This window comes from Haloarchaeobius amylolyticus, assembly GCF_026616195.1.
Lineage (GTDB): Archaea > Halobacteriota > Halobacteria > Halobacteriales > Natrialbaceae > Haloarchaeobius > Haloarchaeobius amylolyticus.
In genome coordinates, this window is the sequence record NZ_JANHDH010000001.1 from 2,233,786 (window position 1) to 2,260,358 (window position 26,573).

At 68.1% G+C, this 26,573-nt stretch carries 26 protein-coding genes and 1 pseudogene; 14 read left to right on the top strand and 13 right to left on the bottom strand.

All coding sequences use genetic code 11. The annotated features are described in order from the left end of the window. Nucleotides 1–79: 79 nt before the first annotated feature. The 3 genes from NOV86_RS11585 to NOV86_RS11595 all read left to right on the top strand — a co-directional run bounded on the left by NOV86_RS11585 (nucleotide 80) and on the right by NOV86_RS11595 (nucleotide 2,128). A complete protein-coding gene (locus tag NOV86_RS11585; RefSeq protein ID WP_267641552.1) occupies nucleotides 80–676 on the top strand; it encodes an OsmC family protein in 597 nt (198 codons plus the stop codon). A 101-nt stretch (nucleotides 677–777) separates the two neighbouring features. Beyond that, nucleotides 778–1,371 carry an NADPH-dependent FMN reductase gene (locus NOV86_RS11590; RefSeq protein WP_267641553.1) on the top strand — a complete coding sequence of 198 codons (594 nt, stop codon included), beginning with the start codon at nucleotides 778–780 and terminating at the stop codon, nucleotides 1,369–1,371. Between the two features lie 34 nt (nucleotides 1,372–1,405). Further along, on the top strand, nucleotides 1,406–2,128 hold the full coding sequence (locus NOV86_RS11595; RefSeq protein WP_267641554.1) for an ATP-grasp domain-containing protein: 723 nt from the start codon (nucleotides 1,406–1,408) through the stop codon (nucleotides 2,126–2,128). Here the strand turns inward: NOV86_RS11595 and NOV86_RS11600 are convergent. Both NOV86_RS11600 and NOV86_RS23400 read right to left on the bottom strand, forming a co-directional pair. Then, nucleotides 2,106–2,360 (bottom strand): GIY-YIG nuclease family protein, encoded by a 255-nt coding sequence (locus NOV86_RS11600; protein WP_267641555.1) that lies wholly within the window; start codon nucleotides 2,358–2,360, stop codon nucleotides 2,106–2,108. The genes NOV86_RS11595 and NOV86_RS11600 overlap by 23 nt on opposite strands. 63 nt (nucleotides 2,361–2,423) lie before the next feature. Then, nucleotides 2,424–2,573, bottom strand: a complete 150-nt coding sequence (locus tag NOV86_RS23400; RefSeq protein WP_435320101.1) for a DUF7563 family protein — start codon at nucleotides 2,571–2,573, stop codon at nucleotides 2,424–2,426. A 511-nt stretch (nucleotides 2,574–3,084) separates the two neighbouring features. Between NOV86_RS23400 and NOV86_RS11605 the strand changes: the two genes are divergently transcribed. Continuing rightward, on the top strand, nucleotides 3,085–3,252 hold the full coding sequence (locus tag NOV86_RS11605; RefSeq protein WP_261649355.1) for a DUF1931 family protein: 168 nt from the start codon (nucleotides 3,085–3,087) through the stop codon (nucleotides 3,250–3,252). Nucleotides 3,253–3,310: 58 nt separating this feature from the next. On the opposite strand, the gene rpiA is transcribed toward NOV86_RS11605, so the two are convergent. Next, on the bottom strand, nucleotides 3,311–3,997 hold the full coding sequence (gene rpiA, locus NOV86_RS11610; protein ID WP_267641556.1) for a ribose-5-phosphate isomerase RpiA: 687 nt from the start codon (nucleotides 3,995–3,997) through the stop codon (nucleotides 3,311–3,313). Nucleotides 3,998–4,120: 123 nt separating this feature from the next. Here rpiA and NOV86_RS11615 point away from each other — a divergent pair, with 123 nt between their 5' ends. The 3 genes from NOV86_RS11615 (at nucleotide 4,121) to NOV86_RS11625 (ending at nucleotide 6,876) form a co-directional block, all read left to right on the top strand. Then, a complete protein-coding gene (locus NOV86_RS11615; protein WP_267641557.1) occupies nucleotides 4,121–4,834 on the top strand; it encodes an ABC transporter ATP-binding protein in 714 nt (237 codons plus the stop codon). Then, nucleotides 4,831–6,072 carry an ABC transporter permease gene (locus tag NOV86_RS11620; RefSeq protein WP_267641558.1) on the top strand — a complete coding sequence of 414 codons (1,242 nt, stop codon included), beginning with the start codon at nucleotides 4,831–4,833 and terminating at the stop codon, nucleotides 6,070–6,072. Before NOV86_RS11615 ends, NOV86_RS11620 begins: the two co-directional genes overlap by 4 nt. Before the next feature lie 102 nt (nucleotides 6,073–6,174). Then, nucleotides 6,175–6,876 (top strand): SDR family NAD(P)-dependent oxidoreductase, encoded by a 702-nt coding sequence (locus NOV86_RS11625; RefSeq protein WP_267641559.1) that lies wholly within the window; start codon nucleotides 6,175–6,177, stop codon nucleotides 6,874–6,876. Between the two features lie 389 nt (nucleotides 6,877–7,265). Here NOV86_RS11625 and NOV86_RS11630 read toward each other — a convergent pair whose 3' ends face one another. The 7 genes and pseudogenes from NOV86_RS11630 to tatC form a co-directional block, all read right to left on the bottom strand. Further along, nucleotides 7,266–7,997 carry a CPBP family intramembrane glutamic endopeptidase gene (locus tag NOV86_RS11630; RefSeq protein ID WP_267641560.1) on the bottom strand — a complete coding sequence of 244 codons (732 nt, stop codon included), beginning with the start codon at nucleotides 7,995–7,997 and terminating at the stop codon, nucleotides 7,266–7,268. A 63-nt stretch (nucleotides 7,998–8,060) separates the two neighbouring features. Then, nucleotides 8,061–9,191, bottom strand: coding sequence for an ORC1-type DNA replication protein (locus NOV86_RS11635; protein ID WP_267641561.1), 1,131 nt, complete (start codon nucleotides 9,189–9,191; stop codon nucleotides 8,061–8,063). 146 nt (nucleotides 9,192–9,337) lie between these two features. Continuing rightward, complete coding sequence (locus NOV86_RS11640; protein WP_267641562.1) at nucleotides 9,338–9,502, bottom strand: DUF1059 domain-containing protein; 165 nt, start codon at nucleotides 9,500–9,502, stop codon at nucleotides 9,338–9,340. 108 nt (nucleotides 9,503–9,610) lie between these two features. Then, complete coding sequence (locus NOV86_RS11645) at nucleotides 9,611–9,769, bottom strand: DUF1059 domain-containing protein (RefSeq protein WP_267641563.1); 159 nt, start codon at nucleotides 9,767–9,769, stop codon at nucleotides 9,611–9,613. A gap of 89 nt (nucleotides 9,770–9,858) precedes the next feature. After that, nucleotides 9,859–11,829: a MutS-related protein gene (locus NOV86_RS11650; RefSeq protein WP_267641564.1), complete on the bottom strand. Its 1,971-nt coding sequence runs from the start codon at nucleotides 11,827–11,829 to the stop codon at nucleotides 9,859–9,861. A gap of 202 nt (nucleotides 11,830–12,031) precedes the next feature. Continuing rightward, entirely contained in the window at nucleotides 12,032–12,664 is a 633-nt protein-coding gene (locus NOV86_RS11655; RefSeq protein ID WP_267641566.1) for a histidine phosphatase family protein, read from the bottom strand. 525 nt (nucleotides 12,665–13,189) lie between these two features. After that, nucleotides 13,190–14,101: pseudogene (gene tatC, locus NOV86_RS23405) on the bottom strand (twin-arginine translocase subunit TatC); the annotation flags it as partial. A gap of 540 nt (nucleotides 14,102–14,641) precedes the next feature. On the opposite strand from tatC, the gene NOV86_RS11665 reads away from it, so the two are divergent. Further along, complete coding sequence (locus NOV86_RS11665; RefSeq protein ID WP_267641568.1) at nucleotides 14,642–17,092, top strand: twin-arginine translocase subunit TatC; 2,451 nt, start codon at nucleotides 14,642–14,644, stop codon at nucleotides 17,090–17,092. A 39-nt stretch (nucleotides 17,093–17,131) separates the two neighbouring features. Here NOV86_RS11665 and NOV86_RS11670 read toward each other — a convergent pair whose 3' ends face one another. Both NOV86_RS11670 and NOV86_RS11675 read right to left on the bottom strand, forming a co-directional pair. Next, nucleotides 17,132–17,617: an Lrp/AsnC family transcriptional regulator gene (locus tag NOV86_RS11670; protein WP_267641569.1), complete on the bottom strand. Its 486-nt coding sequence runs from the start codon at nucleotides 17,615–17,617 to the stop codon at nucleotides 17,132–17,134. A 45-nt stretch (nucleotides 17,618–17,662) separates the two neighbouring features. Further along, entirely contained in the window at nucleotides 17,663–18,733 is a 1,071-nt protein-coding gene (locus NOV86_RS11675; protein ID WP_267641570.1) for an ABC transporter ATP-binding protein, read from the bottom strand. A 247-nt stretch (nucleotides 18,734–18,980) separates the two neighbouring features. Between NOV86_RS11675 and NOV86_RS11680 the strand changes: the two genes are divergently transcribed. The 6 genes from NOV86_RS11680 (at nucleotide 18,981) to NOV86_RS11705 (ending at nucleotide 25,731) form a co-directional block, all read left to right on the top strand. Continuing rightward, nucleotides 18,981–20,021 carry an ABC transporter substrate-binding protein gene (locus NOV86_RS11680; RefSeq protein ID WP_267641571.1) on the top strand — a complete coding sequence of 347 codons (1,041 nt, stop codon included), beginning with the start codon at nucleotides 18,981–18,983 and terminating at the stop codon, nucleotides 20,019–20,021. Nucleotides 20,022–20,041: 20 nt separating this feature from the next. Then, on the top strand, nucleotides 20,042–20,959 hold the full coding sequence (locus NOV86_RS11685; protein ID WP_267641572.1) for an ABC transporter permease: 918 nt from the start codon (nucleotides 20,042–20,044) through the stop codon (nucleotides 20,957–20,959). 1 nt (nucleotide 20,960) lies between these two features. Then, on the top strand, nucleotides 20,961–21,833 hold the full coding sequence (locus NOV86_RS11690) for an ABC transporter permease (RefSeq protein ID WP_267641573.1): 873 nt from the start codon (nucleotides 20,961–20,963) through the stop codon (nucleotides 21,831–21,833). A 131-nt stretch (nucleotides 21,834–21,964) separates the two neighbouring features. After that, nucleotides 21,965–22,765, top strand: coding sequence for an enoyl-CoA hydratase/isomerase family protein (locus NOV86_RS11695; protein ID WP_267641574.1), 801 nt, complete (start codon nucleotides 21,965–21,967; stop codon nucleotides 22,763–22,765). Further along, on the top strand, nucleotides 22,758–24,950 hold the full coding sequence (locus NOV86_RS11700; RefSeq protein WP_267641575.1) for an acetate--CoA ligase family protein: 2,193 nt from the start codon (nucleotides 22,758–22,760) through the stop codon (nucleotides 24,948–24,950). Before NOV86_RS11695 ends, NOV86_RS11700 begins: the two co-directional genes overlap by 8 nt. Beyond that, on the top strand, nucleotides 24,943–25,731 hold the full coding sequence (locus NOV86_RS11705) for an enoyl-CoA hydratase/isomerase family protein (RefSeq protein WP_267641576.1): 789 nt from the start codon (nucleotides 24,943–24,945) through the stop codon (nucleotides 25,729–25,731). Before NOV86_RS11700 ends, NOV86_RS11705 begins: the two co-directional genes overlap by 8 nt. On the opposite strand, the gene NOV86_RS11710 is transcribed toward NOV86_RS11705, so the two are convergent. Beyond that, complete coding sequence (locus tag NOV86_RS11710; protein ID WP_267641577.1) at nucleotides 25,728–26,483, bottom strand: HpcH/HpaI aldolase family protein; 756 nt, start codon at nucleotides 26,481–26,483, stop codon at nucleotides 25,728–25,730. The two genes, NOV86_RS11705 and NOV86_RS11710, sit on opposite strands and share 4 nt — an antisense overlap. Nucleotides 26,484–26,573: the final 90 nt, after the last annotated feature.

Below are 26,573 nucleotides of genomic sequence, written 5' to 3' on the forward strand. Positions count from 1 at the left end.
TACTTCCACCGAGACTCTCCAGCCCCCCGCGAGACGGCTTATCGGCTCACGAGGCCTACCTACCGGCACGGAACCCATCATGCCAGTCGAGAAGACACAGCGAGTACAGGGTATCGACCGCGCGGCCCACGACACGTTCGTCGACTGGGTCGCGGAGAACCCGGCCGCGGCCACCATCGAGTTCAGTGCCACGGGCACGACCGAGGACGTGGCGGTCCACACCAAGTCGACCATCGGCGAGTTCGTCATGGGCGAGGAGGCCCGCGGCCACGATCGCGAGTACACCATCGACGTCGGCCTGCCGGCCGAGATGGAGGACGCGATGGGGTACGTCGACCCCGTGGACCGGTGCGAGGCCATCGAACTCGCGCTCGCCGGCCTCACGGCCTGCATCAACGGGACGGTCCAGCTCAACGCCATGCGGGAGGGCATCGCCGTCGAGGACGTGACGACGACCGTCTCGGTCCCGTTCGACCCCCGCGTCCTGCTCGGCATCCACGACGAGGACCGCGCCGCCGAGATGCTCGGCGACCTCGACGTCGAGGTGCAGGTGACCGGCGCGGACCTGAGCGAGGCCGACATCGACCGCATCAAGTCGTTCCCGCGGCGCTCGCCGGTGTTCAACCTGCTCACCCGGGCGCACCCGACCGAGCCGACGGTCCACGTCGCGACGTGAGCACTCCCCGACCGCACACCCTGCCACGTTCCTGTCGACGCGAGTGAATTACCATCGGTAAAACTGACGAGCTTTTACCTGTGCACCCCCGAGAACCGCCGATGAGTGGAGCACCGACCGTCCTGGCGGTCAGTGGCAGTCTACGAGAGGAGAGCTACACGCGAACCGCACTGGTGCACGCCCTGGCCGCCGCTGCGGCCGCGGGTGCCGAGACCGACCTGCTCGACCTGCGCGAGGCCGACGTCCCCATGTTCGACCCCGACGAGGACGACCAGGGCGTCACAGAGCACGTCCGGCGGGTCCGGGAGGCCGACGCCGTCATCCTCGGGTCGCCGGTCTACCACGGCTCGTACTCGGGTGCGCTGAAGAACTTCCACGACTTCTGCAGTTTCGACGAGTACGAGGACACCGTCGTCGGCCTGCTCGCGACCGCCGGTGGCGGCTCCTACGGCCCGACGCTGGAGCACATGCGAAGCACGGTCCGGGGCGTCCACGGCCACGTCGTCCCCGAGCAGGTCGGCATCCGGGGCGCCTACGACAAGTTCGAGGCGGCCCCCGACGCCCCCGGCGGCCGGGTGTTCACCGACGAGGACATCGAAGAGCGCGTCGCCGCCCTCGGCGAGGCCGTCGTCGCGGCGGCCCGCCGGTTCGACGCGCGCTGCCAGGACGACGGGCACGCCGTCGCCGACGACTGAGGACCTTTTGTCGCGTCCGCGCGTACGTCGTCGCATGGCCGACGAGTCACGGGTTGGCATCCTCTGTGCCCCCGACCACACGGTCTTCGCCGCGGTCGCCGACACCCTTCGCGAGCGCGGCGTCGTGGTCACGTTCTACGACCCCGAGGCACCACTGGACCGGACGACGGTCGCCGACCTCGACGCCATCGTGGCCAAGAAGACCCGGCCGGCGACGTTCACGACGCTCCGGCTGGCGGCCGACTGCGGCGTCCCCGCCTGGAACGACTTCGTCGCGTACTGTATCTTCGCGTTCCGCCTCGTCGGGCTCCACGCGCTGGAGACGGTCGGGTTCCGGACGCCGCCCGTCTCGTTCACGCCGCCCGAGGGCGAGTACGTCGCGAAGACGCTCCGGAGCTGGGAGGGCGTCCCGGTCCGCAACGGCGAGGGCGACTTCTACCAGCCGCTGCTGCCGGCGGACCCGGTCGACCACAAGTACTACTGCGTCGACGACGGCGAGCAGTACCACGTCCGGGTGTTAGAGGCCGCCTCGAAGCTCGGCGGGGAGAAGCGCGTCCTCGGGCGGCGCGACCCCGACCCCGACCTCGCGGCGAAGGTGCGCGAGCTGGCGCGCCGGACGGGGGCCCACGGGGTCGGCGTCGACGTGATATCGGTCGATGGCGAGCCCTACGCCGTGGACGTGAACCCGGCGCCGAGCTTCCGGGAGACCGGGCTCGAAGCCCCCATCGCCGACTCTATCCGGAGTCTCCTTCGATGAGCGCCTCCTTCTGGCGGCGCGAGAGCTGCTTGATCTCGTACTCGCGGGCCATCGCGGCCGACTTCGAGTCGAACGACTCCCGGTAGCGGAGTTCGACCGGGGTCCGCCCGCGGGTGTACTTCGCACCCTCGCCCGCGTCGTGTTCCGCCACGCGGCGCTCGACGTCCGTGGTGTAGCCCGTGTACAGGGTCCCGTCGGCACACTCGAGGACGTAGACGTAGTGGTCACTCACTGGTCGTGGTGTGGCCGGCCGGGTACAGAAAGGCTTCGCGTGGTGGTTGCGGCCGTCGCGTCGTCACGTCGTCCGCGCGCGTCGCCGAGCTTCTTCCGCGATACCTGCGTTCGCCGAGCAGCTCACACAGGCGAGGATCCGTCCGTGTTCGTCGGCGAAGACGCGGGCGAACTGTTCAGAGACGTGCGCACCGCAATTATCACACGTTGGCATGGTAGTCTCCGGCGGTGGGGTGCCGGTAGCGCATGCTTGGCAACACATCACCAAATACCTGTTCCAGATTCTCACCCAAATTCGGGAAAGAGAAAGCAACATTTTCCTCTACTCGATGGAGTTCGCGATGACTCTCGCGTTTGTTTCTGAAACCGAAACAAAACTTCCCGATAGTCGAACCCGGTGGGCTGGCGTGTCGCTCGGCTATCACGTCCCGTCACGGACGGGGCGGCCTGCGCGCGAGGCGTCAGCTGGGCGCGCGCGAGCCGTCGAGTGCGCGCCAGAACCCGCAGTCGGGGCGGAGACGCCCCCGAGATTCGCCATCGGGCATTTCTGTTGGTTATCTATGTGGCCATCGAGAATCCGTCATAACCCGGCGCTGTCTTGCGATTTTCTCCTGAACATTCCGCTTCCTCGAGATGAAAGGGACCCCCGCTACACGCCGGTCTCACGGCCTGTCACCGCAACATACAGCAAGTATTATAAAGGGGGCGTGGGAACCACCGCCCGTATGGCAGACCTCATCGTCAAGGCAGCCGTTAAGGAAGCGCTCAAGGACAAGAACGTCGCATCGGACTTCTACGACGCACTCGACGAGGAAGTCGCCGAGCTCCTCGAGGACGCCGCCCGACGCGCCGAGGCGAACGACCGGAAGACGGTCCAGCCGCGCGACCTGTAAACTCGGTCGCTTTCACTTCTAACCACTTTTCACCCGGATAGCGCCCGCGCTGACCTGCTCAGCGCGTGCGTCGTTCGACGCCGTCGTCCAGCCCCACGTGTACCTCGTCGGCCATGTCGACGAACAGCCCGTGCTCCACCACGCCCGGGAGTGCCGACAGGGCGGTGGCGAGTTCGGCCGGGTCCGCGACGGTCCCGAAGTCGCAGTCGAGGACGACGTTCCCGTTGTCGGTGACGACCGGGCCGTCCTTGCGTTCGGCCTGCCGGAGCGTCGGGTCGCCCCCGTGGTCGACGACGGCGTCGGCGACGGTGGTCCGGGCGTCCGGCAGGACCTCGACGGGGACCGGGTAGTCCAGCCCCTCGACGACCTTCGAGGGGTCGGCGACGACGACGAACCGGTCCGCGGCCGCGTCGACGATCTTCTCGCGGGCGTGGGCCGCCCCACCGCCCTTGACCAGCGTGAACCCCGCGACCTGGTCGGCCCCGTCGATGGCGAGGTCGACGGTCTCGACCGCGTCCAGCGTGGTCAGGGGGATGCCGTGGTCCAGGGCGAGCTGGCGCGACTGGAACGAGGTCGGGATGCCCGCGATGTCGAGGCCGCTGTCGACCGCCTGTCCGAGGGCCTCGATGGCGTGGGCGGCCGTCGAGCCGGTGCCGAGTCCGACGACCATCCCGTCCGCCACGAGGTCGGCCGCGCTCTCCCCGGCGCGGCGCTTCTGTTCGGTGGTGCCGCTCGTGTTCTTCATGGTGGCGGATGCAGGGCGAACCGAGTAATCAGTTTCGTCGTCCAGTTCGTTGCGAAACAGAGGCATACGGAGTTCCTTTCCCCCTGCGAAGTGCTTTTCTCAGTCCCGCGTGTTCCAACAAGTATGGATTCTACCACGACGGAGGGACCTGCCGTCCGTCTCACCGACGTGCGAAAGACCTACCAGGTCGGCGAGCCCGTCCACGCCCTCGACGGGGTGACCCTCGACATCGACCGCGGCTCCTACACCGCCGTGATGGGCCCCAGCGGCTCCGGGAAGTCCACGCTGATGAACGTCATCGGCTGTCTGGACACCCCGACCGAGGGGCAGGTGTACGTCAACGGCGAGGAGGTGACCGCGATGGGGGACCGCGAGCGGACCCGCATCCGCGGCCAGGAGGTCGGCTTCGTCTTCCAGACGTTCAACCTCATGCCCCGCATGACCGCCGTCGAGAACGTCGCCCTCCCGCTGGTCTTCCGCGGCGTCGGCGCGAGCGAGCGCCGCGAACAGGCCGCCGACATCCTCGAGCGCGTCGGGCTGGGTGACCGGCTCGACCACGTGCCGAACGAACTCTCTGGTGGCCAGCGCCAGCGCGTCGCCATCGCCCGGGCCCTCGTGTCGGACCCGGCCATCATCCTCGCCGACGAGCCGACCGGGAACCTCGACACGAAGACCGGCGAGCAGATCATGGCCCTGTTCGAGGAGCTCCACGCCGAGGGGAACACGGTCATGATGGTCACCCACGAGCGCCACATCGCCGAACACGCCGAGCGCGTCGTCAACATCGTCGACGGGCAGATCGAGTCCGTCGAGGAACTCGCGGAGGTGCAACGGTGAACCCCTTCACCGGACTGCGGATGTCCTGGCGGGCCATCCGCTCGCACAAGCTCCGGTCGACCCTGACCACGCTCGGCGTCATCATCGGGGTCGCCGCCGTCATCACCTTCGTCACGCTCGGCGCGTCGCTGCAGGCCGGCATCATCGGCGAGGTCAGCCCCGACGACCAGCGCAACGTCTACACCTGGGCCGCCCCCGAGAACAACTCCAACCAGGGGCCGCTCTCGGGTGCACAACCGGTGTTCACGCAGCGCGACACCGACGAACTCGCGAAGTTAGAGGCCGTCGACGCGGCCTACGGCTACACGCCCTTACCGGCCCAGACCGTGAACTTCGAGAACCAGCGCATCCCCAGGCAGGACGGGGTGGTCGCCACCGGCCCCGAGTACGTGGACGCGGACGAGATAGCCGAGGGCAGGCAGTTCGAGATGGGTGCCCGCGAGGCCGTCCTCAACCCCGCGATGGCCAACGCGTTCGACCAGAACGTCACCGTCGGGGACAACATCACGGTCACGCTGCTGGGGGGCCAGCAGATAGAGGCGACCGTCGTCGGCATCACCGAGACCTCGGACTCGCGCTCGCCCTTCGAGGGGTTCAACCCGTCGCCGCGGGTGTACCTGCCGCTGAACCCGTACTACACCGAACTCGTCTCGCAGGCCACCGAGACGCCGCGGTTCGCCGCGGTCGTGGTCGAGGCCACGAGCCAGGGACAGGTCGAGGCCGCCAAGGAGCAGGCCCGGGGCTACCTCGACAGTGACCGATCCGACGCCGAGGAACTGGCGGGCGACGACCTCGTCTACGAACTCCAGACCAGCACGGAACTGCTCGGCCAGCTCGAGGCCGTCCTCGAACAGCTCCAGGCGTTCGTCATCGGTATCGCGGCGCTCTCCCTGCTGGTCGGCAGCATCGGCATCGCCAACATCATGCTCGTCTCGGTGACCGAGCGCACCCGCGAGATCGGCATCATGAAGGCCGTCGGCGCACAGAAGCGCGACATCATCGGCCTGTTCATCACCGAGGCGGTCATCATCGGCATCATCGGTTCCATCCTGGGCACCCTGCTCGGCCTCGCCGCCGGCTACCTCGGCGCCCAGTACATCGACATCCCGCTCACGTACCCCGTCGAGTGGTTCGGCATCGCGGTCGCGGTCGGCATCCTCGTCGGGGTGCTGGCCGGGCTCTACCCGGCGTGGAGTGCGGCCCGGACCGACCCCATCGACGCGCTGCGGTACGAGTGAGCGCGGACCACTGACCGCTTTCTCTCGGTTCGTCCCTCCACCAGCAACGCCGACCGCCTCCCCGACACCTAACCCGTTCCGCCGGCAATCATATGCCAACACATGACACGAACTGCCGTCATCGCCGGTGTCGGCCCCGGCCTCGGCGCGTCGCTCGCCCGGACGTTCGCCGACGAGGGCTGTGCAGTCGGCCTGTTCGCCCGGTCCGAGGACTACATGGCGGACCTCGCGGCCGACCTCCGCGAGGAGACCGCCGGCGACGCCCTCGCCGTCCCGACCGACCTCACCGACCCCGACCAGATTCACGAGGGTTTCGCGGCCGTCAGGGACGAGTTCGGGCCGGTCGATATCCTCGTCAACCACGCCAGCGCCGCGCCGTGGAAGGGGCTCTCCGCAGTCTCGCACGACGAGTTCCAGCAGGCGCTCGACGTGGGCGTGACGGGCGCGCTCCACTGCTCGCAGGAGGCCGTCGCGGACATGCGCGAGGGCGACGGCGGGACCGTCATCTTCACCGGCGCGACCACCTCGGTCCGCGGCCGCAAGGGGTCGGTCGCCTTCTCCGCGGCGAAGTTCGGGGCCCGCGGCCTCGCGGAGTCGATGGCCCGCGAACTCGGTCCCGAGGGAATCCACGTCGCCCACGTCGTCATCGACGGGGGCATCCTCCACCCCGAGCGCGAGGTCCAGAACGAGCACGAGTACCTCGACCCCGACGCCATCGCGGAGAGCTACTGGCACCTCGTCGAGCAGGACCGGTCGGCGTGGACGCTCGAACTCGACCTGCGCCCGCACGTCGAGGCGTTCTGAGACGGGCGGCTGTACTCGACTCCACCCCGGCGCGTGCGGGGCGACCCCCGAACGCCAGTGAGGCTGGTCGCTCGACGCCGCGCGAGGGATGCGCACTGGACTGGAGTGAAGCGCCAGCGAAACGGAAGGAAGCGCGCAATCGGCTGGGGAGGGTGTGGTGCGGTCGCGGTGCTGTGCTGGGGTGTGCTGTCCTGTGCGGGGCGGTGGTGGGCTGTCCTGTGCGGGGCGGTGGTAGGCTGTCCTGTGCGGGGCGGTGGTGGGCTGGGCGGGGCGGGTGCGGTCGTTCACTGCCATCGGCGCGAGCGAACTGGAGCCGGCCCTCCCGGCACCCGGCGAACAGCCAGAACCACACCGCCGCAGGGAACAGCAGACCGAACCCGGCACCGACCCTATCCGAACGTCAACAGCAGGTACAGCAGCGAGATCTGGACCGCGTTGAACAGCCCGTGGACCAGCGCGACGACGGTCAGGCTCTCGGTCTTCGCGTAGGCCGCACCGAACACGAGCGAGCCGACGAAGATGGTCAGCAGCGACAGCCCGAGTGCACCGAGGTTCGTCGTCCAGAACGCGGGGATGTGGACCAGCGCGAAGATGACGCTGGTGACGACGTTGGCGCCGCGGCGGGAGAAGACGCGGTAGAGCGACTTCTGGATGACGTTGCGGAAGAGGAACTCCTCGGCGGGGCCGTTGACCAGCAGGGCGACGAGGACGAGCAGGAGCAGGTAGTCGGTGTTGCCCGCCAGCCCGGGCGCGAGGTTGACGTTCTCGCTGGTCTCCAGGCTCGTGACCGTCGTGAGCACGCCGACCACGAGGACGAAGGCGACCGCGAGCGCGGTGTAGCCCGCGATGGCCTTCAGGCTCTCGCGGTCGAGCGGTTTCAGGTCGACGAATCCCCAGCCGCGGCCCGTCAGGGTCAGGTAGGCGACCCCGACCAGCGTCAGCCCGGTGTACCCGACGACGAACAGCAGCGCGTAGACGGGCAGCGTCAGGTCGCCCGCGTCGAGGGCGAGCAGTGCGACGACGGGAATCGTCGCCAGCGCCGAGGCGAGGACGCCCGCGACCGCGACCCCCGCGCCGGCGATGGTCGCCCCAACCTGCCGACGTGTCCGGACGGTATCCATACCGAAACTACGTCTGCATCAGCGAAAAGGGGACGCAGCCCTCACCCCGGCGAGGAATCGCCGCTACAGCCGGTCGAGGACGGCGTCGGCGTCGTAGGCGAGGTTGAGTTCGCGCGAGCGCCCGCGGCCCTCGACGTCGGCGTACTCGGTGTCGATGATGCCGAGGTCGTCGAGCTTGTTGACGATCTCGGAGTACCGGGTGTAGCCCAGCCCGGAGCGTTCGTGGAAGGTCTCGTAGACGGTCCCGGCCTGCTCGCCCTCCAGCTCGGCGATGACCTCGACGAGGGTGCGCTCGGAGTCACTCAGGCCGTCGAGCGACCTGGAGAGGTGGACGAACTTGGACTTCTCGTAGGCCTTCTCGACGTCCTCCAGTTCGACGGTCTTCGAGGCGCGCATCTCGGCGTTCAGGCCGGCCCGGCGGAGCAGGTCGATACCGACCCGGAGGTCGCCGCTCTCGGCGGTCTTGGCGGCCACGTCGTCGAGGACGGTCGTGGAGACGACGCCGTCCTGGAAGCCGCGCTCGATGCGTTCGCGCAGGATGTCGACGATCTCGCGCTGGTCGTACGGTGGGAAGTAGATGTCCTCGGGGCGGAACACCGACTGGACGCGGGTGTCGAGTTCGTCCATCACGTCGAGGTTCGGGTCCGAGGAGACGACGATGACGCCGATGCGGGCCCCGGAGTGCTCCTCGTGGGCACGCAACAGCGAGTAGAGCGTATCGGAGGCCTCGCCCTCGTAGAACAGGTAGTTCACGTCGTCGAGCGCGACCACGAGCACCTCCTCCTGCTCGACCAGTTTCTCGGTGACCTGCCCGAACAGTTTCTTGAACGAGATGCCCGACGCCGGGGGTTCGTAGTCGAACATCCCCTCGAACAGCCGCGAGAAGACGGAGTACCGCGTCGCGTTCATCTGACAGTTCACGCGGACGGTACGCACGTCGTTGGTCTCGGCTTTCAGCTCGGAGAAGAGCTTCTGGACGGCGGTGGTCTTCCCGGTGCCGGGTGGGCCCCGGACGACGGCGTTGAGCGGGCGCGACCCGCGGACGGCCGGACGCAGCACGTACTGCAGGCTCTGCATCTGGCTATCCCGGTGTTCGAACGCCTCGGGGACGTAGTCGATCTCGAAGACCCGTTCGTTGCGGAAGACGGATTCGTCCCACGACAACATCCCCTCGTCCGGAGGGTCCCCAGCCATTACTTTCACCCAGCCTCGCGGACTACTTAGGTCTTCGGCAGACGAAGGTCAGACGCCCGCAGGACTGCAAAAAGGTGGGTCTGGCGCGGTCGCCGACGGCTGACGACGTGGATTCCGGGCCCGTCAGCCGATCTATCAGGAACCGCTCAGGACTGGAGTTTCTTGATGTTGCTCTTGATCTGGCCGGCGTTCATGCTCATGCCGTGGACGTCCTGTGCGTGCTTGCGGACCATCGAGACGATCTCGTCGTCGTTGTCGGAGTGGATGGTGAAGTGACAGTCCTCGACGCTACAGCTGAACTCGTGTACCATGGTAGATGATGACGCACCGCACGATATAATCGATTGTGCCACTAGCGAAGGGAGTCCACGCTGGCGACCGGGTTGCGAGGACGATACGCCGGGGGCGCCCGGCGCTCCTCAGACCACGTCCAGCGTGTCCTCGACGACCCCGCGGTCGATGGCCATCCCGTGGGCCTCGGCCGTGTGTCGTGTGGCGATGGCGAGAATCTCCTCGTCGTCTGCGCGGCGGACGACGAACGGGCACCCGTACTTCTGGCAGCGGAACTCGTATGGCATGGGACGAACACCTCAAATACGCCGAGTACCCGCCAAACCAGCATAAGTAACGCGTGCTTACTGACGCGGCGCTTTCAGGTCTCGCGGGCTCAGAACTTCTCCAGCAGCCGGTCGTAGAACCCCGTCTCGGCCTCGCCCGCGAGCTTCTCCACGATGAGTTCCGGGGTCGACCGCGCCAGGTGGTCCTTCACCGGCGACCGGTTCACGACGAGTTCGCCGTCCTCCAGTCCGACCGCCTCGATGCCGTCGATGGTCACCGGGTAGTCGGCCATCTCGCGTATCTCGCCGGCGAGGTGGGAGACGAACACCGCGGTCGCACCGTTCTCGTGCAGCGCCTCGAGGATGCCGGCGATGATCTTCGCGGACGCCCCGGGCTCCGTGATGGACTCGAGTTCGTCCACCAGCACCAGGGAGTCCGCGCCGCCGTCGGCCAGCCCGGCGAACTCCCGGACCGTGGACTCGAACGCGCCCGCGTCGAGGGTCCCCTGGGTCTTCGCGTGGTAGTGCAGGTCTGCGAACCGCTGCAGTCGGACCGAGTCGGCCGGGACGGGCAGGCCCATGTGCGCGAGGACGACCACGGCCGCCACGAGGTCCAGCGTCGAGGTCTTCCCCCCGGAGTTCACGCCGGAGAGCAGCGCGACGCCCTCGACGTCGTAGTCCACGGGGTCGACCGCGTCGATGGGCACGTCGAGCAGGGGCGACCGGCCCGCCTCGATGGCGAACCCCTCGCCGCCGAACTCGGGCATCGTGCAGTCGAAGTCGCGGGCGAACCGGGCGATGGCGAGTTCCACGTCGAGTTCCAGTGCGTCCCGGACCAGCGCCTCGGCGTCCGCGCGCTGGTCGGCGAGGTCGGCCGCGAGCTCGCGCTTCAGCCGGGTCTCGCGGCGCTCCTTCGCCGCCTTCAGCTCCTCGCGCAGCCGCGAGATGGCCTGCTCCTCGTGCTCGACCGGGTAGGTCGGTTCGTCGCCGAAGGCCCGCCGGGCGATCTCGGCCTCGCCCGTGTCCAGGTCGAGGGCGTCGACGAGGTGGCCGCGGGCCGCGTCGACCGCCGCCGCGTACTCGTCGGCGAGTTCGCGCGACAGCAGCGAGTCCACGCCCGCGCCGCGTTCGACCAGCGAGAGCAGGTCCGCGCCCTCGATGGTCACGTCCTTCTCCTGGATGGCCTCGCGTAACTGGTCGTTGGCGACGTTCTCGGACATCGAGACGGCCGAGTCGAGGTCGTCGATGGCGCTCGCGAGCCGGTCGACCTCGGCGTCGCCCGCGATGCCGCCGGCGTCGTCCAGCCGGTCCAGCGCCGATTCGAGCGTCGCGAGGTCGGCTGCGGGCTCCAGCGTCGACTCCCGGGTCACCTCGACCGCGGCCCGGAGCCGGTCGCGGTTCGTCGCGAAGAACGCCAGCACGCGCTCGGGGACGATCTCGCTCGGGTTCTCCAGCGCGTCGGGCTCGACCCGCACGTCGCCCTCCACGTCGATGCCGGCGAACGCCTCGTCCAGCGCGATGACCGTCGAGTACCCCCGCGCGAGTTCGGCGAGGCCGCGGGCGTCCTCGACCACCTCGACCGGGAGTTCGGGGATCGCGTCCCGTGCCTTCGAGTAGCGCTCGGCGTCGGTCGTGGCCAGACAGCGGTCCCGGACCTGCACGTCCCGCGGCGGGTCCAGCGGTTCCACGCCGGCGAGCGCGTCGAGGACCGCCTCGTCCGGCTCGCGCGCCATCGCCTCCGCGGTGAACGCCTGTACCTCCTCGATGCGTGACTCGGCCGCGCTCGGGTAGAACGTCGCGACCCGCTTGCCCGCGTAGTCGGTGACGGTCCGCTCGCGCAGCCGGTCCAGCATCGCCTCGTACACCTCGCGCGCCCGGCCGGTCGCGAGGAACCCGCCGGGGTCGTCGTGTTCCGTGCGGATGGCCGCCCGGGCGATACGGGCGGCACGACCCTCCGAGATGCCCGGTGCCCGCGCCAGCGTCGCGACGTCGCCCGTCTGCAGCGCCGTCTCGGGGTCGTCGAGCTGCGCCAGCGCGTCCGCCGTCTTCTCGCCTACGCCGGGGATCGCCGAGAGTTCCATCGGCCGTCTCTATTTCCGGGGCCAGCAAAAAGTTCCCGCCCGTGAGGGAGCTTTATCCATCAGGGCGGCGTAGTTCGTCCATGAACCGGCGACGCTACGGGCCACTGGTCAGGCTGGTCGGCCTGGGGCTCTTCCTGCTCGCGCTGGCCGTCGTCTTCGGCGTCGCCATCGACAGCGCGTTGCTCGTCGCAATCTGAGTCTCTTACGCTTCCCGGTACCCCACGTCGCCCTCCCGGACGACCGTCGGGTCCCCGCCGTCGACCCGAACCTCCGTGACGGCGCAGTTGTCCTGGCTGTGCTCGGTGAGGGCGGTCACGAGGTCACGGTCCTGGAGGTATCCGAGCAGCACGTACAGTGGTCCGCCGTGGGTCACCACGACGACCGTCTCGTCCGGCGAGAGCGAGTCCACGACCGCCTGCCAGCCGGTGAGGACGCGGTCGCGCGCCTCGAGCAGCGTCTCGCCGCCCTCGGGTTCGGTCTCGGCGGCCGCGATGCCCGTCTCGCCGACCGCGAACTCCGGGTAGCCCTCGAACAGCGCCTCGTAGCCCATGCCCTGGTAGACGCCGAAGTCGCGCTCGCGCCAGTCCCGGCTGAAGGTCACGTCCACGTCGAGGGCGTGGTTCACCAGCCGCGCCGTCTCCTTCGTCCGTCGGAGGTCGGAGGCGACCAGCCGGGTCACGTCGTACGTCTCGGCGAGGTGGGCGCCGAGGGCCCGGGCCTGCTCGCGACCCGTCTCGTCCAGCGGCGCGGGTGCCCACCCCTGGATGCGGCGCTCGTGGTTCCACACCGTCCGGCCGTGGCGCGCGAGGACCACCGTCGCAGCGTCGCTCGTCATGGGGGCGACTCGGGTCGGGCGCGAGAAGTGTCTACCGGGTCGCGGAGACGGAAGACGGGAGCCGGGTCAGGCCCGGCGCTTCGCCAGGAACAGCGACGCCTCGAACAGCACCACGAGGCCGACCGTGAGCGCGATGGCCTCGGTCTGGGGCAGCGCCGCCTCGGTCATGACCCGCGCGAGCAGCGAGTTCTGCGTGCCCAGGTAGCCCGCCAGGATGGCGGTGATCCAGACCAGCGGGCGGCCCTTCCGGAGGGCGCGCCAGAGCTTCACGCTGCCGTAGTAGTTCTTGTTCGTGTAGGCCACCAGCTCGTAGACGAGCACCGCGGCCGCGCTGAACAGGAACGGCGTCGCGTTCCCGAAGCCGAGCGTGGCCAGGTTCTCGGTCACGACGGGCGGCAGCTCCTGGTAGTAGCCGCTCGGGACCGGTGCCGCGCTGGCGGCGTAGCCGGTGATACCGATGAGCAGGTAGATGTACGGCCGGCGCTCGCCCATCTCCTCGGCCGTCGGGATGGGCGAGGAACTGTCGGTCCAGCGCAACAGCAGGAGCGTCCCCTCGAAGAGGACGACCATCGACAGCGCGATGATGATGGGCGCCATCCCGGTCGGGTCCGGCGCGAAGACGAACGCGATGGCGACGAACGCACCCCAGAAGAGGATGCGCTTGGACTCCAGCCAGCGCCGGCTCGTCACGCCCATCATGATGGCGAGCATGATGAACAGCGGAATCTGGAAGACGATGGCCTGGAACGCCATCAGCGTGATGATGAGGTTGAACGTGTCCGAGAGCGCGAACGCGATCTCCGCGGAGCCCTCGGTGTAGTAGAGGAAGTACTCGAACAGCGCGGGCAGCACGAGGAAGTACGCGAAGGCCATCCCCGCAACCGCGAGGACGAGACTGGTCGGGACCGATGCGAGGTAGTATCGGCGCTCCTTGGGGTAGAGGCCGGGCCGCATGAAGAGGTACGATTCGTAGACGAACAGGGGGAGCGCGACGACGATACCGGCCAGGCTCGCGACCTTGATCTTCGTCAGGATGAACTCCAGCGGGGAGTAGACGCGGGGGCGTGTCAGTTCGCCCGCCGAAGGCAGGAGGTCGAACCACATCGTCGTGATGATCGCCTCCGAGGCGAAGATCGAGAGCGCGGTCGCGGCGGCCGCCGCGATGAGGACGATGCCGAGGCGACGGACCATCTCCTCGATGTGGACCGCCAGCGGCATCTCCTCGTCGTCGGGCGGGCGCTGGTACTCCTCCTCGGCCTCGTCGTAGTCGAAACTCGGTTCGGTGAACGAGTCGTCGTCGACGGTCGACTCGGCCGCCGGGCGGGCGGCGCCCGCGGCGTGGCCGACGGGCACGTCCTCGCCGCCGTCGGCGTCGGCCTGCGGGGCCCCGGTGTCGGCGTGGCGACCCTCGACGTCGCCGTAGGGCGCGTCGTCGTCTGCGTCCGGGTCGCCGGTGTCGATGTCCCGCGGGTCGGTGACGCCGTACTGGACGTCCTCGTCCTCGGCGTCGGCCGGCGGGGCGTCGCCGGAGTCGACCTTCTGGAGCCCGCTGGTCGCGTCGTCGGCCGCGTCGTCGTCACCGGCCGGCTCGTCGTCGTCGTCGACGTACTCGAAGGGGTCCACGGGGACGCCGTCCTCGTCTTCGTCCCGGAACTTCTCCGGGACCTCGGGCTCCCCGCCGATGGGCCCGTCCTTCTCGGGTCCATCGTCCTCGGGCGCGTCGGCGTCGTCGCCCGCGGGCGGCGCGCTCTCGTCGTGCTCCGCCGGCTCGGTCTCGGGCCGCTCCGGTCGCGACTCCTCGTCGTCGACATCGGATAGCCCGGACTCTTCAGACTCGTCCGCCATCTACCGGAGATAGTCGGCCCGCGCGTTATAGACCTTTTTCTTACCGGGGCGTCGTCCCCGTAGTTTCGTTCCCTCGTGGTGACCCCGTAGAAGAAGATTGATGTTCGCGAGGTTGGTACCTCTCGGCATCCAATGAGCTCCGTGGTCGGAGAGGACACTGCGCGCACCATCAACCAGGGGCGTGAGAGCCTCGGCGTGTTGTTGCGCACCGCGCAGAAGCACCTCCAGAAGGTATTCATCGTCTTCCTGATCGGGTTGCTCGGCACCATCTACGCGTTGCGGCTGTTCATCTGGGACTTCCTGCGCGCGAACACCCAGCAGCGCATGTCGGCGAACGTCGCCGAGCAGGTCGACGTCATCGCCAGGACACCGTTCGACGTCATCCTGTTGCAGGTGAAGATCGGTCTCGTCGTCGGCATCGTCATGGCGCTCCCCGTGCTGTTGTACTACGCCCGCGACTCGCTGGCACAGCGCGGCGTCAAGCCGAGGGTGCCACTCTCGCGCTTCCAGATCGGCGGGTTCATCTCGCTCGGTATCTTCCTCTTCACGCTCGGTGTCATCTACGCGTACGCGGTCTTCTTCCCGTTCATGTTCCAGTTCCTGGCGACCAACGCCGTGAACGCGTCCATCAAACCCAGCTACGACATCACGATGTGGACGCAGTTCATCGTCCTCCTGACCTTCTCGTTCGGGCTGGCCGCCCAGTTGCCCCTCGCGATGTCGGCGCTCTCGTACGCCGAGATCGTCCCCTACGAGCAGTGGCGCGACAAGTGGCGGTACGCCTTCGTCGCTATCTTCGTCTTCGGGGCCGTCTTCTCCCCGCCGGACCCCTTCACCCAGATCATGTGGGCGCTCCCGCTGATCTCGCTGTACGTCCTGAGCCTCGGGTTCTCGAAGGTCGTCACCAACCTCCACCGCGCCGGCGAGAACTCGCCCTCCGGCGGCAGCAACCTGCTGCGCACCCGCATCTACCAGCTGCTCGCCATCGTCGGCCTGACCAGCATCGCGACGTTCGTCGCGGTCGAGGCCGGCGGCCTGGAGACGGTCAACCGGCAGGTCGTCTCGCAGTTCCCCGGCTGGGTGCCAATCGGCCCGCTGTCGGTCGAGGGCCTCACCCCGTTCACCGGACTCGCCGGACAGGTGCTCGTCGCCATCGAGGCCGGCCTCATCGTCGGGACGCTCATCCTCGTCGCCTACACGGTCGTCGTGCTCCGGCAGCCGACGGTGCCCCGCGGCGGCACGCGGATGGGCGACCCGACGAGCATCGACCTCGACACCCTCGACGCGGCCGGCGTGCGGGCGGCGCCGATGGAGGTCTTCATGGAGCTCTCCGAGGACAAGGCGCTCAAGCACGCCCGCGCGGCGATGGACGAGGACGACTCCGAGAAGGCACAGGCCATCCTCGACCGCTTCGACGACGCCCAGGAGGTCAAGGAGATGCAGGAGGCCGCCGAGTCGGGCGACCAGCCGCAGTCGCTGGCCGACCCGTCCTCGATGGGCGACGGCGTGGCCCCCGAACAGGCCGAGGAGGAGGGTAACGTCCTCTCGCGGACCGCGGCCGGCGTCCTCAACCCCTTCACGGAGGAGGAGACGACCGAGGAGGACATCGGCGGCTACTACTACGACTTCGCGTTCATCCTGCAGTCGCTCACCTCGAAGTTCTTCCGCATCATCGCGCTGTTCATGATCGTGCTGGTCGGCTCGTTCGGCTGGCTCTACGGCGGCGGCCTCGGCGAGATCAAGCGGAACTTCATCTCGCGGGTCCCGCCGGCCATCCGTGGCGACCCCGCCGCGGTCGGCTTCGAGGAGTTCTTCGTCGCGGGCCAGCCCCTCACCGACGCCATGACGGTCATGCCCGGCGTCCCCGAGGCGGCCGGCACCGGCCCGACGAACCCTGGCGCGGTCGTGGGCGCACACCCCTACGAGCAGATCGTCACCGCGATGGGTGGCCCGAGCGAGGTCGGCCTCATCGTCGCGCTCCACCCCGTCGAGGCGCTCATCTTCGAGGTGAAGGTGAGTACCCTGCTGGCGGCCGTGACGGTGCTCCCGCTGGTGCTGTACTACGCGTGGCCCGCGATGAAAGAGCGCGGCCTCGTCAAGAGCGGGAACAACAACACGTTCCTCGTCTGGGGCGTCGCCCTGTTCGTCGGCTTCGTCATCGGGAGCATCCTCGGGTTCTTCGTGGTCGCCCCGACCATCATCTCCTACCTCGTCTCCGACGCCATCCAGGCCGACATCATCATCTCCTACCGCCTGCAGAGCTTCTTCTGGCTCATCTTCTTCACCACGGCGGGCATCGGCATCTTCATCGACATCCCCATCACGATGCTGCTGTTCCACCGCGGCCGCATCGTCCGGTACGAGCAGATGCGGGAGTACTGGCGGCCGGTCATCCTCGGTATCTTCGCCCTCGCGGCGGTCTTCACGCCCTCCGGTGTGCTGACGATGCTCATCCTCGCCATCCCCATCGCGCTCGCCTACGGGCTGGGCCTCCTGTTGCTCGGCCTGCTGACGTTCCCGTGGCGGGCCCGGGGCGGTGGCGGCGGCTCGAAGCCCGAGGAACCGGAGCCAGAATCGGTGTAGGCCGGGCGGTACCGGCCCGTCGCTTTCTGCTGGCGGCGCTCAGTCGAGGAGCGCCTGCAGCGACTCGTCGTCGTAGTTGACGAGCAGGCGTGACTCCTGTTTGACCGTCCGGAGGACGACGTTCGTCGAGGAGTCGACGACGCCGTCCATGTCGATGATGCGGTCGATGAGTTGCTGGAGGTCGTCGTGACCGCGGACCTGCGAGATGACCAGGAACGAGACCTCGCCGAGCATCTGGTACACCTGCTGGACGCCGGAGATGTCCGCGAGTCGCTCGCCGACGTCGCCGTACTCCTGGCCGTACTCGCTCTGGATGCGCGTGATGGCGGTCAGCTCGAACCCGAGTTCCTGGGGGTCGAGTTCTGCGACCCGGCCCTCGAACAGGCCGTTCTCGCGGTAGGTCTCGATGCGGTAGTACACCGTCGACGTGCTGATGCCGAGGGTCTCGGCGAGTTCGGTCGCGTCTACCTCTCCGTGTTCGTCGAGCTGGGTGAGAATCTCGATGTCGGTTTCGTCAAGCTCCATGGTCTCGTCTGTGGCTGGTCACGCCGGGTTGTGTTGCTATGCGGTTCACTCGAACACCACCGGACCGTCGTCGACCAGTTCGAAGTGGGCGGTGTCACCGCGCTCGACCGGCGTCTCTCGACCCTGCATGACCACGCGAACCTCCGAGAGGCCGGCTGATTCAGGGTCGACCACGTAGTTCGTCTGGTCGCCCTGGAAGTACCGCTCGACGATCTCCCCGGTGAACGCGCTACCGTCAGGGTCGCCCAAGGAAATATCCTCCGGCCTGATGGAGACCGTCACCTCGCCGTCGACCTCCTCGTCGGTGTGGAAACTGAAACTGCCACCCTCGCCGACGGAGACCATCGAGCCGTCGCCGTTCGACCGTGCGTGGCCGTCGAGGAGGTTGGTGTCACCGATGAAGTCCGCGACGAACGGGGAGGCGGGGTCGCGGTAGATCTCCTCGGGTCGACCGACCTGTTCGATCTGCCCCTCGTTCAGGACGGCGATACGGTCGGAGAGGGTCATCGCGACCTCCTGGTCGTGGGTCACGTAGAAGAACGCGCCCTGGGTCTTCTCGTGGAGCTTTCGCAACTCGACCTGCATCTGTTTGCGCAGTTTGCGGTCGAGACTCGACAGTGGCTCGTCGAGCAGGAGGACCGCGGGTTCGTTGACCAGCGCACGCGCGAGCGCGACACGCTGTTGTTGGCCGCCGGAGAGTTCGCCGGGGTCGCGGTCTGCGAACCCTTCGAGGTCGACGAGTTCGAGGTACTCCTGGGCCTTCTGCATCCGGTCTTGCTTCTCGACGCCCGCCTTCTTCAGCCCGTAGGCGACGTTCTCGCCGACGGTCATGTGGGGGAACAACGAGAGGTGCTGGAACACCAGGTTCGAGTCGCGTTCCTCCGGAGGGATGCTCCGCATGTCCATCCCGTTGAGCCGGAGGCTGCCTGCGGTCGGTGTCTCGAAGCCACTTATCATGCGCAGGGTGGTCGTCTTGCCACACCCCGATGGGCCGACCAGCGAGAAGAACTCGCCCTGTCGGATGGTGAGGTCGATGCCGTCGACGGCGGTGACCGACCCGTACTCCTTGCGGATGTCGGAGAGTTCGACGAGCGCCTGTTCGTCACTCGGTGACATACCGCTCGATTTGCTCTGGCTACTAATAAATCACCGGGATTATTTGGAGACTAACCTGCTCCATACTCGGTTTGTGCCTCTGGCACCTGAAATAAACTGATTTAGTTGGTCAAGTTTTAATATCTTCCAGACTGACGGCTGATACATGCCAAACGGTACCAATGGCCATCGCGAGGATGCGGTGGAGACGAAACCGACCAAGCGGCGTACGTTCCTGAAAAGTGCGGGTGCAGCGAGCGCAGCGTCGATGCTCGGACTCGCAGGCTGTGTCGGTGGGCTGACCGGTGGGAGTGGGACGACGACGATCAACATCTACACCTGGGAGGAGTACAAGGACTTCAAGGAGCAGATCGAGAGCAAACTCGACGTCACGGTGAAGTACACCATCGGGACGTCCTCGGCGAAGATGTTCTCGGCGTTCAACTCCGGCCAGGACTCCCAGTACGACGTCGTCATCCCGAACAACAACTACATCCCCAAGCTCCAGCAGGCGGGACTGCTCGCCCCGCTCCAGAAGGACCAGGTCCCGAACTTCGAGAACCTGTACGGGAAGTTCAAGGAGTTCGCCAACACCCAGTTCGCCGACGGTGGGGACATCTACGGCGTCCCCATCCGCTTCGGCTGGTACGGCGTCTCCTACGACAGCCGCAAGGTCGACGACCCCGAGAAGTCCTACTCCGAGCTGTTCAGCGAGGACCACAAGGGGAGCATCATCATGTACGACAACCACTTCAAGTCGATGAGCGCGACGGCGCTCTCGCTCGGGTACACGGACGCCTTCGAGGGCGCGAAGGTGAGCCTCTCGGACAAGCAGATAGAGAAGGTCAAAGAGAAGCTCATCGAACAGAAGCCCCTGCTCCAGGGGTACATCGCGGCGGACCCGACGTACATCAAGTCCTTCCGGCAGGGCAACCACACCATCGGGCTCTCCGGCCGGAACGAGATCGTGGAGATGTGGGCCAACGGCGACGACTGGGTCGACCTCTACGTCCCCAAGGAGGGGTCGCTCGCGTGGTTCGAGGGCGCCGGCGTCTCCGCGAAGTCCGACAACAAGGAGATGGCCTGGAAGGTCGTCAACGAGTACATCGGCGCGAAGACCGGTGCCGAACTCGCGAAGGTCGGCTACTCGCCGAGCTGTAACCCGAACACCCAGGAGAACCTCTCCGGCGAGCAGAACGAGATGTTCGGCAAGGTCGACCCGAGCCGCCTGGAGGGCTTCATCCCGTTCAAGGCCGTCGAGAACGAGGAGAAGTGGATCACCGCCTGGGAGGACGTGAAGACGGCCTGAACACCCCGTATTCCACATCAATGTCCACAGAGCAATCGACGCGTAAGCGACTGGTGGCGGCGTTCAGCGAGCCGAAACGCCGGCTCGGGCTCGTCATCGGGCCGAGCGGCCTCTGGCTCCTGTTGCTGTTGCTGGCGCCCATCACCTTCATGGTGACCGTGAGCTTCCTGCAGGTGAACGACGCCTACCAGATCGTCTGGGAGCCGACGCTCGCGAACTACGGGGAGCTGTTCAGCGGGAGCGGGCCGTTCTGGGAGACCTCGTTCTACGAGTCGCTCGTCCTGTCGTACCAGATCGCGTTCGTGACGACCATCCTGTGTCTGGTGCTCGCGTTCCCGCTCGCGTACTACCTGGCACGGGCCGACGGTCGGACGTTCAAGATCGTCATCTACCTCGTGTTGCTCCCGTTCTTCACGATGTACCTCGTCCGGGCGTACTCGTGGTTCCTGATGTTCGGCCCCAACGGCGTCATCAACGCCACCCTGACGACCATCGGCATCGTCGACGAACCGCTCGGGATATTCAACTTCGGGAAGGTGGCCATCATCATCGGCCTGGTCCACGCGTACTTCCCGTACATGCTGCTGTCGCTGTACGCCAGCCTGGACGGTATCGACTTCAGCCTCATCGAGGCGGCGCGGGACCTCGGCGCGAGCCGGGTCGCCGTCGTCAGGGACGTCATCATCCCGCTCACCCTGCCCGGCATCATCAGTGGGAGCCTGTTCGTGTTCGTGCCCTCGCTGGGCGCGTTCATCACGCCGCGGTTCCTTGGCCAGGGGAAGGTGCTCATGATCGGACAGCTCATCGAGGAACGCATCAACTCGCTGTACGCTATCGACTACGGCAGCGCGGCGTCGATGTTCATCGTCATCTCCATCGTCATCGCGTTCGCCGTGGCGTTCCGGTACGTCAGCATCGAGGACATCGGAGGTGTCTGAGATGGCGACAGAGACCCAGACCGACACCGGTACCGAGGGGTTCTCGGGCGTGTTCGACCACGAGGTGCGCGAGCGCCTGCTGAGCGTGGGGTTCCGGCTCCTCACGGTGGCGCTGCTCGTGTTCCTGTGGATCCCCCTCGCGGTGATGGTCATCCTCTCGTTCATGCAGAACTCGAGTACGTTCTTCCCGTTCCAGGGGGTCACCCTGCAACACTACACCGCGACCTTCGCCGACGAGGCGCTGATGGGGTCGCTGTTCACGAGCGTCCAGATCGCGACGATCTCGGCGGTCATCGCGACCGTCCTCGGCGTGCTCGCGAGCTTCGGGCTCGCGCGCTACGACTTCCCGTACAAGGAGGCCTACCGGACCATCGGTATCCTGCCGATGGTCATCCCGGGCGTCGTCCTCGGCATCGCCCTGCTCATCTACTTCCAGACGTTGCTCGGGCTGTCGCCCGGGTTCCTCACGCTGGTGTTGACCCACTCGGTGTACGGCTTCCCGTTCGTCCTGCTCATCGTCACGTCGCGGATGTACACCTTCGACGAGTCCCTGGAGGAGGCGGCCCGGGACCTCGGGGCGGACCCGCTGACGGTGTTCAAGGACGTGACCTTCCCGGTCATCGCGCCGGCCATCGGCGCCGGGTTCCTGTTCGCGTGGATCCGGTCGTTCGAGGACTTCATCCGTGCCCACTTCGTCAAGGGCGTGATGGACGTGCTGACCACGGCGATGTTCGGGATGATCAAGTTCGGGGCGGCCCCGAAGATGAACGCCATCTCGTCGTTCATCGTCTTCGTCATCGCGGTCGTCCTCGCGGTCGCGATGAACGTCGGGAACGTCACCGGGTACGTCGCCGGGACCGAGGAGGAGGAGTAGCCCGCCACCACAGTACTTTGTAATCTCTCCAATCTGGATGCTCTATAAAAGATAAGGACTTAGAAAGAGTCCAACTTTTTCTAATCTACACTACTCTTTAGTCTATTCTTTGTAGTATATACAATACAAGGATGTCTTCCATCGAGTCGCTGCAGACCACACCCGTCTCCTACGAGTACGACAGCGAGGCCGACGTGGCACGCGTCACGCTGTCGCGCCCCGACAGCCTCAACGCCGTCACGCGACCACTGTACGACGGTATCCGGGCGGGACTCGACGCCGCCGCAGACGACGACGCCCGGGTCGTCGTCCTCCAGGGCGAGGGCCGCGCCTTCTGCGTCGGCGCGGACATGAAGGGCCACGACGAGGCCGAGCGCACGCCCGCCGAGAAGCGCGAGTACGTCGAGACCGCCCAGGCGACCTGCCGGGCGGTCCAGACTCACCCCGCGCCAGTCGTCGCGAAGGTACAGGGGTACGCCATCGGCGCCGGGGCGGAGCTGGCCCTGAGTGCCGACTGCATCGTGATGGCCGAAGACGCCGAGATGCGCTTCCCCGAGGTGTCCATCGGGACCTACGTCGGCGGCGGCGTCACGTACACCCTCCCCGAGCGCGTCGGCCGGGCGAAGGCGCGTGAACTCGTCCTGACCGCGGCGACCGTCGAGGGGACCGAGGCCGGCGACATGGGCCTCGCGACCGAGGCCGTCCCACCCGAGGACCTCGACGAGGCGGTCGCCGACCTCGCGGACACCCTCGCGGGTCACGCGCCCGTCCCGATGCAGTACGCGAAAGAACAGTTCCGACGCGAACCCGACCGCGACCACCTGCTGACCGCGGAGGCCGACGCCCTGCTGGCCTGCATGGAGACCGACGACTGGCAGGAGGGCGTCGACGCGTTCGCCGAGGACCGCGAGCCGCAGTTCCGGGGTGAGTGACGTGCGCGACGACCAGCGCCAGCGCATCCTCGACCCCGACTCCGTCGCGGTCGTCGGTGCCTCCACGGACCCGCAGAAGCGCGGCCACCAGGCCATCGTCACCCTCGAGGAGGGCGGCTACGAGGGCGACATCTACCCCGTCAACCCGGGGGCCGAGGAGATCCGCGGGCGCACCGTCTACGACAGCGTCTCGGCCATCCCCGGCCCCGTCGACCTCGCGCTCGTCGTGGTGCCCGCACCCGTCGTCCCGGGCGTCCTGGAGGACTGCGCCGACACCGACCTCGCGGGGGCGGTCGTCGTCGCGGTCGGCTTCGGCGAGACCGGCGAGGAGGGCGAGGCACTCGAACGACGCATCGTCGACCTCGCCCGCGAGCACGACGTCCGGCTCATCGGCCCGAACACGTCGGGGATGATCAACGTCCACGAGGGCCTGAACCTCGTGGGCGCGGAGAACGTCCCGGCGGGCGACATCGCGTTGCTCTGCCAGAGCGGGAACCTCGCCATCGCGCTGTTCATGGAGGCGATGGGTGTCCCGGGCCGTGGCTTCAGCCACTACGTCGGCGTCGGCAACGAGTCCGACCTCCGGTTCGACGAGTACCTGCCCTTCTACGCCGCGGACGACGGGACGAACGCCATCACGCTCTACGTCGAGGGGATGAGCGACGGCCGGGCGTTCCTCCAGCGCGCCCGCGAGGTCACCCCGGACACGCCCATCGTCGCGCTGAAGGGCGGGCGCTCCGCGGTCGGCAAGGAGTCGACCAGTTCCCACACCGGCTCGATGGCCGGCGACGCCGCGGTCGCGGACGCCGTCTTCGAACAGGCCGGCGTCGTCAGCGTCGAGCGCTCCGACGAACTGCTGCCGACGGCCCGGGCGCTCGGGTCGCTGCCGGCGGCCGACGGGGAGAACGTCGCCATCCTCGCGGACGGGGGCGGACACGCGACCCTCGCCGCCGACGCGCTCGCCGAGCAGGGCCTCTCGGTGCCCGACCTCACCGCCGAGACCCAGGAGCGACTGCGCGAGGTCCTGCCCGATGCGGCGAGCGTCGTCAACCCGGTCGACGTGGCCGGCGGTACCGACGACGACCCGAGCGTCTTCTACGACTGCGCGGCCGCCATCGCGGCCGACCCGAACGTCGACGCCCTGCTGTTGTCGGGACTGTTCGGTGGGTACGGCATCCGGTTCTCGGCGTCGCTGGCCGACCCGGAACTCGACGCGGCCCACGACATCGCCGGCCTCGCCGCCGAGCACGACCTGCCGGTGGTCGTCCAGAGCGCCTACGAGAGCGCCGAGCCGGAGGCCCACGCGGTCCTGCGCGAGCAGGGCATCCCCGTGCTGGAGTCGCTGGAGGTCGCCACCCGGAGCCTCGGCGCGCTCGCCACCTACGGCGACCACTGCGCCCGGGCCGACCGCAAGTCGGACTTCCGGCTCGAGCCCGGCGCCGCGGACGACACGACCCTCGACGAGGTCGTCGACGGCGACGGCGACCTCTCGGAGCACGCCGCCCGCGAGGCGCTCTCACGCCACGACGTCCCCCTGTCGCCGTCGGAACTGGCGACCAGCGCGGACGAGGCTACCACAGCAGCCGACCGATTCGAGGGTCCGGTGGCGATGAAGGTCGTCTCGCCGGACATCGTCCACAAGTCCGACGTGGGCGGGGTCGCCCTCGACGTGACCGACGACCCCGCGGGGACCTACCGCGACCTCGTCGCGGCCGCCCACGACCACGACCCGGACGCGACGGTCGAGGGCGTCCTCGTCTCGCCGATGCGGGAGACGGGTGTCGAACTCGTCGTCGGGGTCGTCGAGGACGAGCAGTTCGGCCACGTCGCCATGGTCGGCGTCGGCGGCGTGTTCGTGGAGGTGCTGGAGGACGTGGCCTTCCGGGCACTCCCGCTGACGCGGGCCGACGCCCGTGACATGCTCGCCGACCTCGACGCGCAGGAACTGCTCGACGGGGCGCGAGGGACGGAGCCGGTCGACCGCGAGGCGCTGGTCGACCTGCTCGTGGCTGTCTCGGGGTTCGTCGAGGCGAACCCGCGCGTCACCGAACTCGACCTCAACCCGGCCCGCGCCAGCGGGAGCGACGTGGAGGCGCTCGACGCCGCCATGACGGTCCGGCCGGCGGGGCGGGAGGAGTCCGGAGACCCAGCCGAGCAGGTCAGCGAGGAGTCCGCCGATGACTGACGTCGTCCAGGTCGAGCGACCGACCGAGCACGTCGCGACCCTGCTCCTCGACCGGCCCGACGCGATGAACGCGTACAACGAGCCGTTGCTGACCGACCTCGTGGCGGAACTCGAATCGCTCGAGGACGACGACGCGGTCCGCGCCGTGGTCCTGACCGGGGCCGGCGAGGCGTTCTGTGCAGGCGTCGACCTGACGGACATGCCCCTGACCCCGGAGATGGACTTCGCCGACTACGAGCGTGGCCTCGGCCTGTTCCAGGACGTGGTCCGGACCATCCGGTCGCTGTCGGTGCCGGTCGTCGCCGCCGTGAACGGTTACGCCCTCGGGGCCGGCTGCGACACGGCGCTCGCGTGTGACTTCCGGATGGCCTCGACCGAGGCCACGATGGGCGAGACGTTCATCGACGTCGGGTTCGTCCCCGGCGACGGCGGGGCGTACCTGCTCCCTCGGCTGGTCGGCGAGGAGCGCGCGAAGGAACTCATCTTCACGGGCAAGAAGCTCACCGGCGAGGAGCTCGTCGAGTGGGGGCTGGCTCGCTCGTGCGAGCCGGCGGGTGACCTGCGCGAGGCCGCGGTGTCGTTCGCCACGGAACTCACCGAACAGCCCCCCGTCGCGCTCGCCCAGAGCAAACGGCTGGTCAACGAGAGCCACGAGGTGGACCTGGAGACGGCCTTCGCCCACGCCACCCGGGCCCAGCGCATCTGCTCGCAGACCCGCGACCACGAGGAGGCGGTGGCGGCGTTCGCCGAGGACCGCGAGCCGGAGTTCGAGGGGCGCTAGTCGTCCAGTCTGGCCGCCAGCCCCTCCCGCGCCAGCGAGCAGTCGCCGCCGAGCAGGAAGAACCGGAAGCCCTGCGCCTCGCGTTCGGCTCGTGTCTCGCCGTCGCGGGCGGCGACCCCGGCGTGGACGCCGGCCTCGCTGGCGGCACGGCGCACCGCCTCGACACCGTCCTGGACCGGCTCACGCGTTTTCTCGCCGGGCGTCCCGAGCGACGCCGACAGGTCGTTCTCGCCGACGAAGGCCACGTCGACGCCCGGCACCGAGACGATATCGTCGGCGTGTTCGATACCCGCCGCGGTCTCCAGCTGGACGACGACCAGCCTCTCGTCGTCCGCCGTCGCGACGTGCTCGTCGAAGCCCTCACCGAACCCGTTCGCCCGGACGCTCCCGGCGACGCCCCGGTCGCCGTCGGGCGGGAACGTGGCGGCCTCGACCACGGCCTCGGCGTCGGCCGCGGACTCGACGCGCGGCACGATGACCCCACCGGCCCCGGCGTCGAGGGCGAGCTTGCAGCCCCTCGCCACGGCGTACTCCACGGACGGGAGGCGCACGATGGGGGTCGCATCCGGGTGGATGGCGCGGACGAGTGACTCGACCTCGCCCGGGCCGACCGGGGTGTGTTCCATGTCGATACCGAGCCAGTCGAGGCGGGTGGCCGCGAGCGCCTCGGCCAGCCGCGGGCTCGCAGACTCGACCCAGGCACCGAGCACCGACTCGCCGGCCGCCAGCCCCGCTGCCGTCTCGTTCGTCATGGGACAGCTATCGGTCGGCACCGGCAAAACGCTCGGGGGTGCCGACGGCCGGCAGGCACATCTCTTAAGCTACTCTACGGGTATTCTCCT